8 protein-coding genes are annotated in these 17,805 nt (G+C 47.5%); 2 read left to right on the top strand and 6 right to left on the bottom strand.

The genetic code is table 11. The features are described 5' to 3' along the window. Nucleotides 1–125: 125 nt before the first annotated feature. Complete coding sequence (locus tag G588_RS0103805; RefSeq protein ID WP_022777431.1) at nucleotides 126–6,722, bottom strand: Ig-like domain-containing protein; 6,597 nt, start codon at nucleotides 6,720–6,722, stop codon at nucleotides 126–128. Between the two features lie 417 nt (nucleotides 6,723–7,139). Between G588_RS0103805 and G588_RS21220 the strand changes: the two genes are divergently transcribed. Continuing rightward, nucleotides 7,140–10,037, top strand: coding sequence for a leucine-rich repeat protein (locus G588_RS21220; RefSeq protein WP_022777430.1), 2,898 nt, complete (start codon nucleotides 7,140–7,142; stop codon nucleotides 10,035–10,037). Between the two features lie 38 nt (nucleotides 10,038–10,075). Here G588_RS21220 and G588_RS0103795 read toward each other — a convergent pair whose 3' ends face one another. The 4 genes from G588_RS0103795 to G588_RS0103775 all read right to left on the bottom strand — a co-directional run bounded on the left by G588_RS0103795 (nucleotide 10,076) and on the right by G588_RS0103775 (nucleotide 14,977). Beyond that, on the bottom strand, nucleotides 10,076–10,726 hold the full coding sequence (locus G588_RS0103795; RefSeq protein WP_022777429.1) for a YczE/YyaS/YitT family protein: 651 nt from the start codon (nucleotides 10,724–10,726) through the stop codon (nucleotides 10,076–10,078). After that, entirely contained in the window at nucleotides 10,716–11,783 is a 1,068-nt protein-coding gene (locus tag G588_RS0103790; RefSeq protein ID WP_022777428.1) for a LacI family DNA-binding transcriptional regulator, read from the bottom strand. The genes G588_RS0103795 and G588_RS0103790 overlap by 11 nt, the downstream gene beginning before the upstream one ends. 111 nt (nucleotides 11,784–11,894) lie before the next feature. Continuing rightward, nucleotides 11,895–13,715 carry a glycoside hydrolase gene (locus tag G588_RS19055; RefSeq protein WP_022777427.1) on the bottom strand — a complete coding sequence of 607 codons (1,821 nt, stop codon included), beginning with the start codon at nucleotides 13,713–13,715 and terminating at the stop codon, nucleotides 11,895–11,897. Nucleotides 13,716–13,852: 137 nt separating this feature from the next. Further along, nucleotides 13,853–14,977 (bottom strand): aldo/keto reductase, encoded by a 1,125-nt coding sequence (locus G588_RS0103775; RefSeq protein ID WP_022777425.1) that lies wholly within the window; start codon nucleotides 14,975–14,977, stop codon nucleotides 13,853–13,855. A 263-nt stretch (nucleotides 14,978–15,240) separates the two neighbouring features. Here G588_RS0103775 and G588_RS0103770 point away from each other — a divergent pair, with 263 nt between their 5' ends. Next, the gene (locus G588_RS0103770; RefSeq protein ID WP_022777424.1) at nucleotides 15,241–16,113 is read left to right on the top strand and encodes a sensor domain-containing diguanylate cyclase; all 873 of its coding nucleotides are present in this window, start codon (nucleotides 15,241–15,243) and stop codon (nucleotides 16,111–16,113) included. A gap of 43 nt (nucleotides 16,114–16,156) precedes the next feature. On the opposite strand, the gene G588_RS0103765 is transcribed toward G588_RS0103770, so the two are convergent. After that, nucleotides 16,157–17,803, bottom strand: coding sequence for an ABC transporter ATP-binding protein (locus G588_RS0103765; RefSeq protein WP_026668566.1), 1,647 nt, complete (start codon nucleotides 17,801–17,803; stop codon nucleotides 16,157–16,159). Nucleotides 17,804–17,805 lie beyond the last annotated feature (2 nt).

Raw genomic sequence — 17,805 nt, 5'->3', positions numbered from 1 at the left:
TCATTTTATTAGAAAGCTTTCCATAGTGTCAGACTATTTATCGTGTTTTCAGACAGGAAAGCGGGCTAATTAATTAAACGAAGCACCTGCATATGGCAGGTGCTCCGCTTGTAAGTAGGAATATATTAAGGTATCAGCACTCCGTTCTCATCGAAGGAATACTTCTTACCCCACTTTGTGATGGTCTCTGACTGTGCTCTATAGCCGTTACCCTTGATGAAGTACTTCTTGCCGTCTACTGTTACCCAGCCGTTCTTAACCTGGTGACCTTTTTCGTTAAAGTAGCAGATTCCCTCATCGAAGGTTACGAAACCTTTCTGAATCAAGCCGTCCTCATTGGCATAGTATACTGACATCCACTTGGTGAACCAACCTGTTATAAGCTTACCGTCAGAGCCGAAGTAATAGGTGTTTCCTGCCTCTTCATAGAACAGGCTCCTCTGAAGTGTGCCTTTTTTGTTGAAGAGATAGTAACTGCCGTCAATCTTCTGCACTCCGGTGAGATTAACACCGTCCTTGGTCTCATAGTAGGATCCGCCCCACTTGGTGTACCAGCGGCCGTCTGTGTAGCCAAGGTTCTCTTTTTCCTTGTCCATAGAGTCCTTAACCACTGCGATGAAGCTCATTACAGGGTCGGGATTTCCGGTCTTCTTAACACTTACGGTTACAACGCTGTCTTTTTCAAGTGTGAAAGATACGCTCTCAAGTCTTGCGCTGTCTGAGGAGGAAAGGGTGAAGTTCCTTGTGCCGAGTACTGCTCCCTCTTCGTCTGTCACTGTGATCTGCGTAGGTCTTGAAGTGTTCCACCACTCCTGATAGCCTGTGGAAACTGTGTACTCACCAGCTTCCAGAGTAAATGCGTAGTCAATGGTCTTATTTCCGCCTGCCCAGTAGCCGTGTCCGTAGATGTCGCTGCCGGCATTCTTGATTCCAACATCGTAGCCTGAAGAAAGCACGGTGTTCTTGACTCCGATAAAGCCTGCCACGCCTGATACCGCATAGTCTTCGTCGGCTGCGGCATTTCTTATCTGCTTCTTCAGAACGCTTCTTGCGGTTACGAGGTAGCTTGCCTGCTCATCTCCCAGAACTTCAGCGGATCCGCAGTCGTAGAAGTAGATCATTTTGTCAGGGATCATGCTTACTGTGTGGGTGATGGTTCTGTTATAGTCTGCGATGGTTCCTGTTACTTCATATTCTCCAACTGCCGGAACATTTGTAAGGCTCCAGGTTACGCCCTTTACTGCGTGCTGTCCATCTGAAAGGACAAGTTCCAGGGTCTCAGGGAGCTTCTCCTCAAGATCTTCTGGTGAATAAGCATAGGTGGGAAGCTCTGTGGATACGCTAAATACGCCCTTGTTCTCGAGCTCCTCCAGTGTCCAGTTGCTGTAGCTTCTAAGAGCTATCTTATTTCCTGCAAGAAACTCTACAGGGAGCCATACGTAGCGGGATTCGGAGAGGTCTCCGGAATTCCATCTGTCGCCCATGTAGATGAACTTACCTGCTGCCGCATCCACGGGGAATACGCAGGTAGGCTGGGTTCTGTAGGAGGTGTTTTTGCCATCGTCTGTACAAGGATTGTTAACTGTTGTCCAGGGTCCCATCGGGCTGTCTGCGTAAGCATAGCTTGCAGGGTTGGGATCCCATCCTGTACAGCCGGAAGTTACCATGTAGTAGGTTCCGTTGTACTTGAACATTGCGGGCGCTTCTCTTGATGCACCTGCAAAATTGAGTGTAAAGTCTTTGCCTAGTACTGCGTGTTTCTGATCTTGTGCAAGGTATGTGTACTCATCATTGAGCTTGGCCACATACATGTTGGTGTTTCCGTCTGAAGAATAGATGACATAAGCAGTTCCGTCATCATCCTTGAATACGTTCATATCACGAACGGAGCCCCAGGCATCTTCGGTCTCATCCCAGCTGTGGTCTGCGTTTTCGTCGTAGTTAAGCTTGTAGGCACCAAGGAATTTGAAAGGTCCGTAAGGAGTATCGGATATAGCAACTCCTGCCTTGGCTTTGCCGTAATTGGAGCCTGTGGGATTGGACTTGGTAACTCCGTCGCAGTGCCACCACATTACGTATTTGCCGGTCTTGTCGTTATAGAGGACCTTAGGCCTCTCCATAACGGTTCTGTCTGCTGCGATATTCCAGTAGATCTCCTCAAGCTTGTTGTCGTACCGGGCATCGTCTGCTGCCTGTCCCTTGTAGTCTGCATAGAGCGTGCTGAAATACTCGTCGGTGTCAAAAACGGACAGGTCTGCCTTGTAGCCTTCCTCCTTGAACTTACCATAGTCCTCATCAGCAATAGGTATTGCTCTGAAAGGAACTCCTTCGTCTGTCCAGTTGTAGAGGTCTGTGGAGGTGTAGAGGTGAACACCTACAACAGGCTGATAATCATAGGTCTTATCCTCGCCGTACCAGTAGTACTTGGTTACTCCGTCTATTGTGAACTGCTGTATCTGACCGCCGTGGGCCTGAACCTGCACTCCGTTGTTGTCATAGATAGGAGCGCCCTCCACGCCTGTAATTGAGGTGTAGGTGATGATCTCTGCAAGAGCCTCGAATGCTGCCTTCAAATTGTTATATGCCTCTTTGATCGCTGCTGAATCTGTTGATGCATTGTCTATGAGCTCCTGCGCTGCGGTTGCTGCTTCGTTGTAGGCTGCAAGGGTCTTTTCTGAGTAGGTCTTACCTTCCATCTTCTCCGCGTATTCCTCAAGGGCCTTGGCAAGGATATCTGTGGTGTACTCGGGAACCGCTTTTACAATAATGTAGCTAAGAAGCGGGTCAACATAGGAGCTTGTTCTGTTGGTTGCATATGCGTACAGATTAAGCTCGCCGTCTGTTACTTCTACGTTATAGGTTCTCTCTATGAGGGTGCTCTGTCCGAGGTTAAGGCCTGACTCAACTTCTGATCCCTCAAGGCTGTAGCTGATATCTCTTGCGCTCCAAGGGCTCTTGACTCCGATGGTTACCAGGTATTCGTTGCTTGCTCTGTCAGGAAGCTCGAAGCTGTAATAGAGTCCGCTGACGCCCTTCTTGTAGGTCCAGCCCTGGTCTGACATGTAGATGTAATTGCCGGTAAGAGTGCCGTTAGCTGAGCCGCCCGCTACTCTTACACCGTAGTCGCTGTTTGCATCATAGCCCCACTTAAGGCCTGTGCCGCCATCTACGGACAGTTCCTGCTCTGTAACTGACTGGTAGAGTCCCAGCTTGTAGTCATCGGGAACAGTTGTGGGATCGGAGCTTCCGCAGTCTACCAGGTACAGGAGATAGTCGTTAGCCGCGATCTCTTTTTCTGTAAAAAGATTGCCATCGGCATCCACGAACTCTGAGAGCTCGGTTACCATCTCATCTACATCGCTCTGAGTTGTTCTTGCATGGAGCATTACACTCTGCGCCTTCTCAAGGAGGCTGTGAAGTCTGTCCTTCTTGGTCTGTGCGTAGCCTGTTGTGTCGATGCTTTGTGCTTTTACAAGTGCTGCCTTGAGCAGATCAAGGTTAAGCTTCTTCTGAACTCTTATGAATGAAAGAACAGGGTCGGGACCTCCGTCTTTTCTTACTGAGAAGGTTACATCAGCTGCATTTTCAAGGCTGAAGCTGTATACGGGTGTGTTCCAGTTGTTCTTGCCGTTCTTGGCGTTGGTCTTGCCAATGAGGGTCTCCCCTTCATCTGTAACTGCGTAGATTGCCATAGGTCTTGACTGGTTCCACCACTCCTTGAAGCCAAAGGTCAGGGTGTAGTCGCCGGCTTCCAGAGGCAGCTTGTAATCGATGCTCTGGTTGGAATATGCATACCAGCCGTAAGCCCAGGGATCATCATCGGAGTTGTTATATGCGCCGTAGTCCTCAAGACGGCCCCAGGTTCCGTCGTACTTCTGATCGGGAACTTCGTTGTAAAGATCTGCATAGGAGTCCATCTTAGGATAAGATGTGTGGCCTACTTCGTTGTCATTACAATCGATGTACCATGCCATATTGGGTTCAACGAACTCGATGGCGCAGGTAACTTCGTAGCCGTAGCCGTCGAGGGTTCCGGTTACTTCTTTTGCTGTAGTAAGATCAAGGCCTTCGGTCTGCCAGGTAACCTTGGCATCGATGGTGTTGTTCTTGCTGGTCTCTACGCTGATTGTCTGCGGAAGCACGGGAGTAGTGCCCTTTGCCGCATAAATAGTGTTCTGAGAAGCCGAAACCACTGTCTCGGCACTGGAATCGTAAACCACATCCTCGATGATGTAGGTTGTGATGGAGTTGGCCTTCATTGTTGCGGTAACGGTCTTGGCTGCGGTGTCTGTGACGATGTTGTCGATGGCTGTTACGTCTGCCCAGTCCTCGCCGCCTTCAAGGGATCCGCTGGTTCTGATGGCTGTTACTTTGCTTCCGATAGCTGAGAAGTCCTGAAGGTTGAACTTCCAGGTCTTGTCCTCGCCTGCGGTGTTGACTGCTACTATAACTACTTTACCCTCTTTGGGGTCAAAAGCGGCTACTGTCTGATCGGAAGAGCCGATGATGGCGTAGCCGGGTCTGATGTATCTGGAGAACTGTCCGAAGGCGTAATATTTTTTGCCAACAAGAAGTTCGTCCGTGTTGTGGTCTGCAATGGCGATGCCCCAGAAGCCGTCGCCGTTTGCAAGCATCTTTTCGATGTCTGACCTCTTGGCTGTATCCCACTTATTGTTGTCATCGATGTGGATGTCTACTGCATCCCACATGATCCAGGCGCTGGGCTCCATGCCGTTTACGTCGGTGATGATTCTCTGGGCAAAACCAAGACCCGCCTTCATGGCGCCTGCATTCGTGCCGGCTTCGAAGGTTCCGTCTACTTCGCTCATCCAGAGGTTCTTGCCGGCTTCCTCGGAGAGGGCCTTAAGGCCTGCTCTGTTGGAGCCTGAATAGGTGTGCGCATCGATCCTGCCTACAACTGCCTTGGCTTCATCTGAGAGGGCTTTGAAGGAGGTGATTGCTGTGTCGATGCTGGTCTCGTCTGATGCTGAGATTATGATGTCGATGCCTTTTTTCCTGAGCTCGTTATTGAGGGCTATAAGGATTCTGGACTGGGACTCGCCGATATCGAAATGGCAGCCCTCCTGCTTGTTGCTGTAGGCTCCCCAATAATTGGTATAGGGCTCGTTCATAGGTGTGGTGCTCTGGAAGTTAATAACGCCTTCCTGTGCCCAGTGCTCGATAACGTCTGCCATGTAGCAGGCAAAAGCGTTAACGGAGTCTGCGCGAAGGTTGTCCTCGTTTGCATTGGCATTACCTGATGAGCAGCCGCTGACTGTCATGAAATACGGAGGTGAATTGGAGAAGGCTTCACCTATGAACTCATCCCCTGCTGCCTTGGCTGCTGCTATGAGAACGTTCATCTGATTCTTGTCTGCGTCCCAGTTGTAGTTCCAGGCGTAGCCGCAGTCAAAATCAGCTCTTGCGAAATTAGCTGTGTAATAGTCCGCATCATGCTTATCAAGGTCGATTTTCGTTACGTCTGTGGCATAGCCGGGCACAACGGAGTCAGATCTTGTGATGTGCTCGCCGTGAAGGAAATCACTGCCCTCGGGAAAAACGCCTTCTTCGCCGGACTTAATAACTGCCATTTTGATGTAATCAAGGCACCAGTCTCCGGCTGCGCCGCCGATGTCGATCTTGTTTTTGCCGGCTGCAAGCTCAACATTTTCAAAGGTTACGACGAAGAGCATGTTGTTATTGCCGGAGGCGATGAGGCCTGCGTTAACGACATCTGAGGATGCGGTGTAGATCTTGGGTTCGGGGGAACTTGCAGCGATTATCGGATCCTCTGTTACTTCCTCAAGTTCTACGACTGCATCTTCGTCAGCGGGCTGAGCTGCGTCGTCTTCTGTCAGAGCTGCTTCATCATTTTCTGTGATGGTTACTTCAGATGCTGCTTCTTCTGTTGTTTTACCTTCTTCTGTTGCTTTTGCATCTTCTGCAGAAGTCTGGTCCAGGTCTGCAGATTCTACTATCAGCTCCTGCTCAGCTCCGTTTTTGTCCTGAGCGTGATCGTAGGTTGCTGAATTCTCCTGTGTGACTTTCATGCTGACACCGCGGGAATTGGTTCCTGACAGTGTGAAGAGCATCTTGACGGTGTAGGTTCCTGCTTCAGCTTCATCTATCACATAGTGAAGATTGCCGCCTGAGCCGGGATCTGCGTCAAGTGCATTGATCCATCCGATGGCATTGAACTCGCCTACAGTCTTACCTGCGGTAAAGCCGAAGTCCGCATCGGATCTGGTAAATGAAACCTTGGAAAGGCCTGTGTTCTTACCAACGCTCATGTTGGAGCCTTCATAGGTAAGGCCCTCATATGAGGTATCGTAGAAAACAGCCTTGTCATTGACTGTAACTTCCGGAGCCTGTCCTACATTGTCACCGCCGCCCACATTGTAGCGGCCGATGGTCATGCCAAGTCCGGTCTCCTTATTATAAAAAGCTTCTGCTGCCTGCTGAGTAAGGCTGTCATTGTAACCTACTCTGTTTGCCCACCAGCAAAGGCTGGTTCCGAAGCCCTGAAACTCGCCGAAGCCGTCGCCGTCAGTGTCGTTAAATACTGACGCATTGGCCGGTGTGAGTTTCACCGTCTTATCCACTTTCACAGTCTCTGCTGCCTGAGCCTCTACTGCAAAAGCACTGCCTGATGAAACGATAGTCGAAAACGCTGTCGTCACACCAAGAACTGTCGATAGTATCCTCCTGAAGTTCCTGTGCATTCTAATACCCCTTTCAATTCTCTCTCATACCCTGCGGACACCATCTGCTGCCCGCTGTTACTCCCTTAGACCGAAATAGCGATAATTATACATTATCGCCATACCATTCACTTAGAATTGTAGGATTAATTGTAGGATAATACCATATGACAATTTTACTAAAATTTTACTACGAAAATATTGCACTATTATATTTGCTTTACCTCAATCCTTTTCGTACTTTTCCACAAACACTTTACTCTCCCAAAGTGCCTGTCACTTCAACACACTAAGGTGCCTGTCACTATGTCGGACTAAAGTGCCAGGCACTTTAGTCCGACATAGTGACAGGCACCTTAGTGTGTTGAAGTGACAGGCACCTTGTGGTACTGTAATTATCGTACATTTTCAAAAAAGTTATGTTGGGAGTATTAAAAAATGCGAGATAAAATCAGAAGAACTGCGCTCATTCTGTCCGCAGTCATATTGTTTAACCATGCGTTCACACTGTCCGATGTAAGCGCAGCAGAGTCAGATGAAGTAATTCTGTCGGACATTTCAGATGAAGATTCCACGATAACTGAAGAAGGATCAATTATTGTCGGCGAGGATGCCACCGGTGAAGATATCCATATTTTGGATGAAGAGGATGCTCCGGAAGCAGTTTCTGAAGCTGATCCTGATTCTGAAGAGATCACTATAGCAGAGGACGGCGGCGCCTATCCGGATGAGGCTCAGGAATCCGCAGAGCTCACTGAGTACGTCGCGCCTGCCACCAGCGGCAAGTGTGGAGCAAATGCCACCTGGTCATACGCAAATTACACTCTTACAATAGCAGGCTCCGGCGATATGGACAATTACACCGAGGAGTCACCTGCTCCCTGGGCACCTTGCTGCAAGGGCACCTGCATTAAGCTTGTGATCGGCGATAAGATCACAAGCATCGGCGACTATGCCTTTTACAAGCACGCCGGATTTACTGATATTACAATTGGTAAATCCGTTAAATCTATCGGTGCATATTCTTTTGCATATATATGGAATGGCACAGACAGCATCACTTTCCCCGCTTCCCTGGAATTATTTAACGTGCTGGCTTTTTACAACAGCAACATAGGAAAGCTCACCTTCCTTGGGAATGCGCCGAAGATTACGGACAAAGATGATTCTCACAGATTTGTTCGTGTACATACCTTTGTTTATCACACCGGATCAGGCTGGACAGATGAGTATGCCAGACAATTCATATACACATACCTCGGTTTCCCGCTTATTAATGGACAAATAACTTTTTATCCCCTTAACAGAAAAAAAGATAACAAATGCGGAGCCGGCATCACCTGGGAGATCAGGGACAGTGAAACCTATGAGGGCAAGAAAAAGCTGGTGATCTCCGGCACAGGCCCCATGTACGATTACGCCCTTTCAAACGCTGCACCCTGGATCGAACATGAAGATTATAAAAAGGTCAAAGAAATTGAGATTGGCAACGGAATCACGTATCTTGGTAATTTTGCCTTCATCCGTACGGCCGCTGTAAAAAAAATATATATTCCGTCTTCGGTTAAGACAATAGGCGACTATACTTTTTTCAACGCCGACAGCCTTGATTCTTTCTGCGTTGCCCCAAATACATCTTTTGAAAAAATTGGCTCTTATGCCTTCTATTGTTTATCGGCAACGGAGGCACCCGAACTTGCAGCTGCTATCAGGAATACCAAAAGTATCGGAACCTATAGTTTTTTTGGCACAGAATCCCCGGACCTTGAGCACCTTGAACTAAACGCTGAGACTATTGAACTCAGAGCCTTTAGTAATTCCTGCGTAAAGTCGGTAACATTAGGTAAAAACGTAAGGGCAATCAGGAGTTATGCCTTTGAATCCTGCGATAACCTGACTAAAGTTAACCTTGGAACCGGTGTCAAAAAGATTGAGGAAGACGCATTTTTTGGTATAACCGTTGATACCCTGGACATCCCGGACTCCCTTACCGATCTCAACGATTATGGCCTTCCAAAAGTAAGAAAGCGCATCAATGTGGGCAAAGGCCTTCCCGACTTCTATCCCTTGGAAAGCTGTTTATATGGTCACGAGAATGTTGATATTCACTTTTCATCAGATTGTTTAAAGGGCATAGGTAGACTGGCCTTTAAAAACGCAAACCTTTATTTCCCTGTGAATAATCGCACCTGGTATGAAAGTATTGATAGCCTGACCCCCGGTTATACTTCCAGATTCATCCCTGAGGGTGATCCTGATATTTTCACAGTTAAGTTCGTAACAGGCTGTGACAAGACTCTGAAGGATCAGACAGTGTCCTTCGGAAGCTATGTAAAAGAGCCCTCCATATCAAGCAGTGGTTACCTGTTTGATGGGTGGTACAAAGATTCCGGTTTTAAGACCAGATATGATTTTGGCAAAAGAATATATGAAAATGTGACGCTTTACGCCAAGTGGGTGAAGACAGGCACAAAATCCATTAAGAAGTGCTATATTACAGGTTTTGAGAGCAAAAAGACATATGAAGTCTTTACTGCCGCTACTCAGGATAACATGATCATTTACGCTTCCAAAGCTGATTTTACCGCCAAAAATGCTGCCGGAAAACTGGAAAAAGACAAAGATTATAGAGTGTCTTACCTGAATAATTACAAAGCAGGAACCGCTACTATAGTCATCACCGGTATAGGAAACTATCGCGGCACTATCAAAAAGCATTTTAAGATCCTGCCCTTTGATATTAATGCGGATGGCGGCAAACGGATCAAGGTCGATGCGATCGGAGATGTCCCCTATACAAAGGGCGGTGCAAAGCCATATGTCGTTATTACTCATTGGACAAGCTGGGGTGAAACCATTGGACTTACACAGGGAACTGACTACACGCTTTCCTATAAAAAGAATAAAAAACCCGGTAACGCCACTGTTACCATTAAGTTCAAAGGTGATTTTAAAGGCTCTTTGACACAGGACTTCAAGGTTGTCCTTTCAGACATAAGCTCCCTGGAAGCTTCTGCAAACTATGTTTATGCCAAGACCACACCAGGACTTACTGCTCCCAGGATCGCAGTATATGATAAAAACAGGAAAAAGCTTACCGCCGGAACAGATTACATTAAAAAGATCACATATGTTTATGCAGGTAAAACCACTGTACATCGCTATAAGAATCCTAAAAAGAAATCCAAGGGCCTTGAAGACGTTAGTGTTTCCGCGGGAAGCGAGGTCAGCCCTCTTGACATCATCCCCGCAGGGACAACGATTAAGGCCATAATCACCGGTAAAGGAAACTACACCGGAACCAGGACCGTCACTTTTAGAGTAATAAGCAAATGAATATCTGCATAAAAAAACTTGGGGTTTATGGCCCCAAGTTATTTTTTTGCCAGAATTGGTCTTGTGATATGTACGTTGAATACTTCGATCAGCGGCCCCATAAAGAAGGCGGTGATGACTGTTCCGACGCCTACGATTGTCGGTATCTGAAGGACTGCTCCGCCTGACAGGAGGAATAATGCAATGCCCAGAGCTATGCAGCACAGATCCGTGATGATCCTGACATACTGGAACTTGCCTTTTTTCCAGGTGTTTACGATGATAAGAGCGATTGCATCATAGGTTGATACTCCAAGATCGGCTGTCATATAAAATGCAGAGCCGAAACACAAAATCACGACTCCAACAACCAGACATATAACTCTCACTATCATTGACGGCTCCACAATCACCGTCTGCAGAAATTCATAGGTAAACTGCGTGATATAGCCTAGCAGAAACAGATTGATGAACGTCGCGATTCCGATATAATGCCTGTCAAAAACCAGCGCAAACAACAGCATCACCGCATTTGTGATCATATACAGCGTTCCGAACCTGATCGGAACCAGCGCATCCAGTCCCGCCATAAACGACTGGAACGGATCCACTCCCAGCGCCGCTATCTTGAATATTCCAACGCTAATAGCGCAGGTGATAACTCCAAATAGCGACATTGCGATCCTCTTCTTCAAATTTTCAATTTTCATTTTTACTCCTTTTTTTCACACTGCCACGTTCCATGAGGGTTGTGGGGATGAGTGTTGTAAAGGGAATATTTACATATCCGCCGATGAGTTTACCCAGGGCCTCCACTGCTGCCCTTGCCATCTCATCCATGTAAATGTGGATTCCGGTGATGGGAGGCTGCATGTAGGAGGCAAGGACTGTGTCGTTGTAGCCAAGGACGCTGATGTCCTCAGGTACCATAAGTCCTGCATTCTGAACAGCCTTGATTGCACCAAGGGCCGTAGCCTCGTTGTAGGTAAAAAGAGCGGTAACCTTATCCTCTTCTTTTCTCAAATTGTTGTCACCTGTGATAAAAGCAAGGATCTTCTCTGTGGCATCGCGGGCGGTTCCTGTTACTTCTATGGTCTCGGGCTTAACTATATCTCCGTACTGACTTGTCAGTACGCCAAAGAGTCGTCTCCTCTCCTCAGGAGCTATAACTGCCCTGGAGTCCTTGGAATTCACGGGTCCCACAAAAGCAATATTTCTATGGCCCTGACGAACCAGATAATCCACACCCTGACGCACTCCGGTCTCATAGTTAGTCTTAACCGAGCAGTAGCGCTGCTCATCCGGGGATGAATCCATAAACACGATCCGCTCCGTCTTTTTCCTCATGGCACTTATACGCTCGTCGGAAAACTGCCCTATGGCAATAATACCGTCCACAGGCTTCCCCATATTCTTGTACTCTCCGGTCCCGGAGTCAAAATGCATGGGAACCGCCTCTATCTCTTCCTCCATACAGGCCTTTTCCACGTTATTCTTAAGATACATATAGTAGGCATCTTCAATCTGCTCGCCAACGCTGAGCATCTCGACAATTCCTACACGGGACAGCTTGTGAAGGCCTTTTTTCCTGGCTTCCTCCACACGTTTTCTCTCAGATCTTGTCTTATAATTCAGCTTGCCCGCGGTTTCAATTATCAGCTCCCTTGTGGCCTCAGGAACAGACAACGTGTCGTCCTCGTTGAGAACCCTGGACACCGTTGCAATTGAAAAACCGCACTCCTGCGCAATTTCCTTAAGTGTTGCCATGCTCTTTGCTACTCCCCTTTGGATTCGCGTCTACTTAATTTTCAATGGTAATTATAACTTGAGTTTTTATCAATACGCAAACCCCATGCAACTCGTCCGATTTTTACAAACTTAACGCACTATAAATGTTGTTATTGAACTACCCTTTACCAGAGCGGTAAACGTGTTACCGGTGATCTCAGTTCCAATGCTGTCTGAAACATCCGCCCAGTTCTCGTCCTTGCTGGTGCGGATCGCTGTGATTGAGCCGCAGCCCACATCAAATTTAGAAAGATCAAATTCCCACTTAAGGTCGTCGGAGTTCGTATTAATCGCAACAATAACTGCACTGTTGTCAGCCTTGTTAACTGCTGCCACAGTAAAGTCCGAAGATCCCACCAGTGTGTAACCGGGTCTGATATATCTTGAAAACTGTCCGTAGGCATAGTATTTCTTGCTAAGAAGGAGCTCCTGCGCATCATGATCAGCAATGGCGATTCCCCAGAAAGGAGTTCCCTCCTCAATGATCTTGTCCGCCTCAGCTCTCGTACAGGTATCAAATTTGTTATTTGTGTCCACATGAAGATCCACCGCATCCCACATGATCCAGGCGCTGGGCAGCATTCCGTTAAGATCCTGTCTGATAGCGTCCGCAAATCCAAGGGCTGCGCTCATTCCGGTCTCTTTTTTGCCGATGGAATAGGTTCCGTCCACCTCGCTCATCCACAGGTTAACGCCACCTTCCTCAGCAACATTCTTAAGCATGTCGCGCTGAGTTCCCTGATAGCTGTGGGTGTCAATTCTTGTCACCACCTCTTTTGCCTCGTTAGTCAGGTTCTTGTAGGACATTATCGCAGCCTCAATACTGGTCTCGTCTGAGGCGCAGATAATAATATCGATACCCTTGTTCTTCAGCTCCTTATTAAGCTCAACCAGTATCCTTGACTGGGACTCGCCCTGGGAAAAATGGCATCCCTCCTGCTTGTCACTCCACATCTTCCAATAGCTGGTTGCAGGCTCGTTCATAGGATCCACGCTCTGAAACTTCATCACGCCCTCACTTGCCCAATGCTCAATAACATCAGCCATATAGCAGGCAAAAGCGGTATAGGAGTCCTCCCTCAGGTTATCCACCGAAGGATCCTCCCCGCCGGAAGTACATCCCGAAACTGTCATGAAATACGGCGGTGAGTTGGAAAAAGCCTCTCCGATAAACTCATCCCCTGCTGCCTTGGCCGCAGCAATCAGTACGTTCATCTGGTTCTTATCCGCATCCCAATCATAATTCCAGGCAAAACCGCAGTCAAAATCTGCCCTTGCGAAATTCTCTGTATAGTAATCCTTGGAATTCTTGTTCAGATCAATCTTCGTAACATCTGTGCAATAGCCCGGAACCACAGAATCAGAGCGCCTTATATGCTCTTTGTGCAAAAAAGGATTCTCCTCCTTCATGGCAGCTGTAACATCCTCTTGGGTCACATTGTCGCCGCCGCCCACATTGTAGCGTCCGATGGTCATACCAAGCCCTGTCTCCGGATTGTAAAAGGCCTCTGCGGAAGCCTGTGTCAGCACATCGCTGTAACCGCATCTGTTGGCCCACCAGCACAGAGACGTACCGAATCCCTGGAACTCTCCGTAGCCATCTCCATTGGTATCGTTAAAGGTGGAAATCTTACTTGTATCAAGTTTGATCGTCCTTGCAATTTCCATAGCATCAATCCTTTCCTGATCTGCAGTATCTTCCGTCGTATCTCCCGAAGTCTGTTCTTCTCCATTCTCGGCCTCCGCCGCACCAACCGCATCAGCACTATCTCCCGAGCCATCTGTTTCCACTGCGCTCTTCCCGCTATCAACACCGCCTTCAATTCCCGATGCGCTGCAGCTCGCCACCGTTCCGGCAACCATCAGTCCGCACAGCACAAGGGCCACTATTCTCTTAGTCTGTCTTTTCATAAATACTTACCTCGTAAAAAAACTCATTGTTATATACACTATAACCCACCCTCGACAGATTGCAAACTCCTCCGAAAATCATAAAAAAATGAGCCTCCTTCCGAAGACTCATTTCTCACATTCTTGTCAGTATTAGATTATTTCTCGAACTCTGCAGCCACATCCTTAAGAAGTGCCCTGATTTCCAGGTGCTGAGGACATACAGCTTCGCAGCCGCCGCACTCGATGCAGGCGCTGGCCTTGCCGCTGTCCTTGGTAACCAGTCCGTAGTACATGTTCTGATTCCAATCGTTGAATATCTTCTTGGTATTCATACATGCGAACAGCTCCGGGATCTTGATCTCCATCGGACAATGATTCTCCTCAACGCAGTAATGGCACGCTGTACAAGGAATCATATCAAGGCCCTTGTAGATAGCGGTAACCTTGGCGATGGCGCCCAGCTCCTCCTCGGAAAGAGGCTGGAAATCCTTCATATAGGAAACGTTGTCCTTCATCTGAGCCATATCGCTCATACCGGACAGAACTATGCGGATGCCCTCCTGGTGCGCAGCGAAGCGGATTGCGTAGCTGGCATTGGAAAGTCCCGCGTCAAGATCATCAAAAACCTTCTGGGCAGCCTCAGGGAGCTTGACCAGTGTTCCGCCCTTAACAGGCTCCATTACGATGATGGGCTTGTTGTGCTTGCGACACACATCATAGACCTTGCGGCTCTGTACAGAAGGATCATCGTAGTCCAGATAGTTGAACTGGATCTGAACGATATCAACTTCCGGATAGGTTGTAAGGATCTCATCCAGAACCTCTGCCCTGTCATGGAAGGACAGTCCCACGTGCTTTATCTTGCCCTCTTTCTTAAGCTCAAAGGCTGTCTCATAGGCCCTGCACTTCTTGAAATGCTGGAAGTTACCCGCATTCTGCGCATGCATCAGATAGAAGTCAAAGTACTCAACGCCACAGGCATCAAGCTGACTCTGGAAAAAAGGTCTGATGTCAGCCTCTGTCTTGAAATAAGGCTCAGTAAGCTTGTCTGTCAAAAGATATTTATCTCTTGGATATCTGTCTGTCAGCGCAACCTTAATTGCCTTCTCAGACTTGCCGTCAATATAACCGTGTGCTGTATCAAAATAATTAAAGCCATTCTCCAAAAAGTAATCCGTCATCTCCTTGAACTGCTCGATATCTACCTCCGAACCATTCATGGGAAGTCTCATACATCCAAAGCCAAAGAATGTTTTGATTTCAGGAAAAGATTTGTCCATTGCTTGCCCTCCGAACATGAATAAATATGCTTGTATTTGCCTCTCCTACGTCCCTACATTTTACCATAGCAAAACCCAACTTAGACATAAGTATTTTATCCAAAAAAATGCATTTCTATTAGTTATTATCACCATAGCGTCATGATAAATATTATCGAAATTTAATATATTTGTTATACATGATTATGTGCTGTTTGATATAATATAGATTGACCCATTAGGGAATAAATAATTCATTTTATGTCATATGAAAAGGAAGTTATATGGACAACATTCCACTTTCGGCTGTATTTGAAAATCTGCTGGATCTAAGCCCCGCCGGTATCTTCTGGAAGGATAAGGAGAGGCGTTTTCTTGGTGCCAACAAGACTTTTCTTGATTACTACGGCATCGAATCCGTTGATGAACTGATAGGCAAAACAGATGAAGACATGGGCTGGCACATTGACCCTGAGCCCTACCGGGCTGCGGAGCTACGTGTTATCAATCAGAACGAGGTTTCCTCCAAGGTTCCGGGTCAGTGCATCGTACAAGGTAAGGTCCGTCAGCTCCTGGCAACCAAGCACCCTCTTATCTATAACGGCGAAATCGTAGGACTTATCGGGTATTTTGAGGACGTGACAGATCAGCTGGCTGAGCGCGACAGATTATCCACCCTTTGCCAAACCGACGAACTCACAGGCCTCTTGAACCGCAGAGCCTACATGGAGATTGCCTCGAAGTACAAGACCCAGTACGACAAAGACGGAACAGATTTTGTTCTCTACATGCTGGATTTCGACAACTTCAAAGCCATCAACGACAACTATGGCCACGAATATGGGAACCTCATCCTTCACTCCGTCAGCAAAGGTCTTACCATGGCGGCCTCCGACAACTCCGTTCTGTTCCGCTACGGCGGCGATGAATTCGTTATCCTTCACCAGTACAAGGACCTGGATGACATAGATATTCTGGAAAAAAAGCTCGTAAAGGCCGTTCAGACTCCCAGAAATATAGACGGAATCAACATCTCGATAAAGGCCTCCATAGGACATTCCTGTTTCTCAGAAAGCGGATATCTCTCCTCAATGATAGAGATAGCTGACAGACGAATGTATGAAATGAAGGCAGAACATAAGAAGAAAGATAGTTAACAAAAAAGGAGCCGTTCCCAACAAAGGAGCGGCTCCTGATACATTACAGTGTCAGACTTCCTGCGCAGATAAGTCTGCCCGAACGTCTGTCGAAAAGAAGTATATCTTTTCCTCCGATATTTATTTTTTCTTCCTGTCCGATCTGGTACAGGGCATTGCCGAAGATTACTCCGGTCAATAGAAATTCCCCAACTCTGAGTTTCAAAGTAGATTCCATACCTGTGGGCATTGCACCGTATATGGTAGCGTCTATCTTGCCGTTCTCATCAAGGTCGATGGCCTCGGGGCGGATACCGATCACGAAGTCCTCGTCTGTTATAACGGGCTCATCTGTGATACTGTCATCCTGCTCCTCAACCTTCTGAACATGGTATTTAAATACCTCATCCTTGTTGCTCTTTTCAACGGCTCCCTTCTTGGAAAGTCGCTCTTTTTCCGCAGCGGCCTTGTCCGCAATGTTCTGATCTCTTACATGTCTCCAGGCATTCATATCAAGTGCATACTCAGGATTAAACTTAACCTTGATATCACCTAGGATCTTAAGGCTAAGGCTGCCGTCCGGCTCCTGCATTCCCTTGGCATCCACGAAGTTCATGGAAGGATTGCCAACAAAGTCTGCAACAAAGAGGTTCGACGGACGATTATAAACCGTAAGGGGAGGTGCATACTGCTGCAGCACACCGTTACTTACGAGGCAGATCTTGGTAGCAAGGGTCATGGCTTCCATCTGATCATGTGTAACATATACGAAGGTGGAACCGGTCTCCACATGGAGTCTCTGGAGCTCATATCTCATCTCAAGACGAAGCTTGGCGTCAAGGTTGGAAAGAGGCTCGTCCATGAAAAGAACCTGCGGCTCGGGGGCCAGTGTCCTTGCGATCGCAACTCTCTGCTGCTGTCCGCCTGAGAGCTCTGCGGGGTATCTGTCCATGAACATTCCGATCTTGACGATGCGGGAGCAGGACCTTACCCTTGAATCGATCTCTTCTTTTGTAAGCTTTCTGTTTTCAAGAATCGGGATTCCGTTCTTGGTCACTTCGTACTTGTCATTCAGGTCTTTTCCGTCTTTTGCATAGCCGGCCTTGATGTCTGAAAGTTTTTTCTCATACTCTGAAAGAGCGGTCTTGGCTGCTGCCTGAGGGTCTGATGCAGTATGGATTCCAAGGGCAAAGAGCTCTTTTGCCGTATAGATTGAAAGGCTGTAGTTATCAATGAGCTTCACGTAAGCCTTGTTCTCATCGAGCTTGCCGTTCTTGTCTCTGCATTCTTCTATTACCTCTTTTACCTTATGACCGTTTGCAAGGGCTCTTATCATATCCCCTGCTCTCTTGGCGGGAACGTCCAGGATCGGCATTTCCTCGTGGATGTTCTTAAGGCCAAAAGAGATGTTCTCATATACTGTCATGTTGGGCCAAAGTGCGTAGTTCTGAAACAGGAAGCCGACTCTGCGCTTGTTGGCGGGAACGTTGATTCCTGCGTTTGAGTCAAACACAACTTTGTCGCCAATGGTGATGCGGCCTTCTGTGGGAGTCTCAAGACCTGCGATCATTCGAAGGATTGTGGTCTTTCCACAGCCTGACGGGCCAAGCAGTGTGATAAAAGAATTATCGGGAATATCGAGGCTTACATTATCAACGCCAAAAAATTTTCCCCAACGCTTTGTGATATTTTCCAATTTAATTTCCGGCATGA

This window comes from Butyrivibrio sp. AE3009 (assembly GCF_000420845.1).
GTDB lineage: Bacteria > Bacillota > Clostridia > Lachnospirales > Lachnospiraceae > Butyrivibrio.
Note: the sequence above shows the minus strand (reverse complement) of the source record. Positions and strands in the feature narration are given on the sequence as shown.

Coding starts and splice junctions, on each gene's coding strand:
- G588_RS0103805 (WP_022777431.1), bottom strand. CDS start 6,722: ATGCACAGGAACTTCAGGAGGATACTATCGACAGTTCTTGGTGTGACG.
- G588_RS21220 (WP_022777430.1), top strand. CDS start 7,140: ATGCGAGATAAAATCAGAAGAACTGCGCTCATTCTGTCCGCAGTCATA.
- G588_RS0103795 (WP_022777429.1), bottom strand. CDS start 10,726: ATGAAAATTGAAAATTTGAAGAAGAGGATCGCAATGTCGCTATTTGGA.
- G588_RS0103790 (WP_022777428.1), bottom strand. CDS start 11,783: ATGGCAACACTTAAGGAAATTGCGCAGGAGTGCGGTTTTTCAATTGCA.
- G588_RS19055 (WP_022777427.1), bottom strand. CDS start 13,715: ATGAAAAGACAGACTAAGAGAATAGTGGCCCTTGTGCTGTGCGGACTG.
- G588_RS0103775 (WP_022777425.1), bottom strand. CDS start 14,977: ATGGACAAATCTTTTCCTGAAATCAAAACATTCTTTGGCTTTGGATGT.
- G588_RS0103770 (WP_022777424.1), top strand. CDS start 15,241: ATGGACAACATTCCACTTTCGGCTGTATTTGAAAATCTGCTGGATCTA.
- G588_RS0103765 (WP_026668566.1), bottom strand. CDS start 17,803: ATGCCGGAAATTAAATTGGAAAATATCACAAAGCGTTGGGGAAAATTT.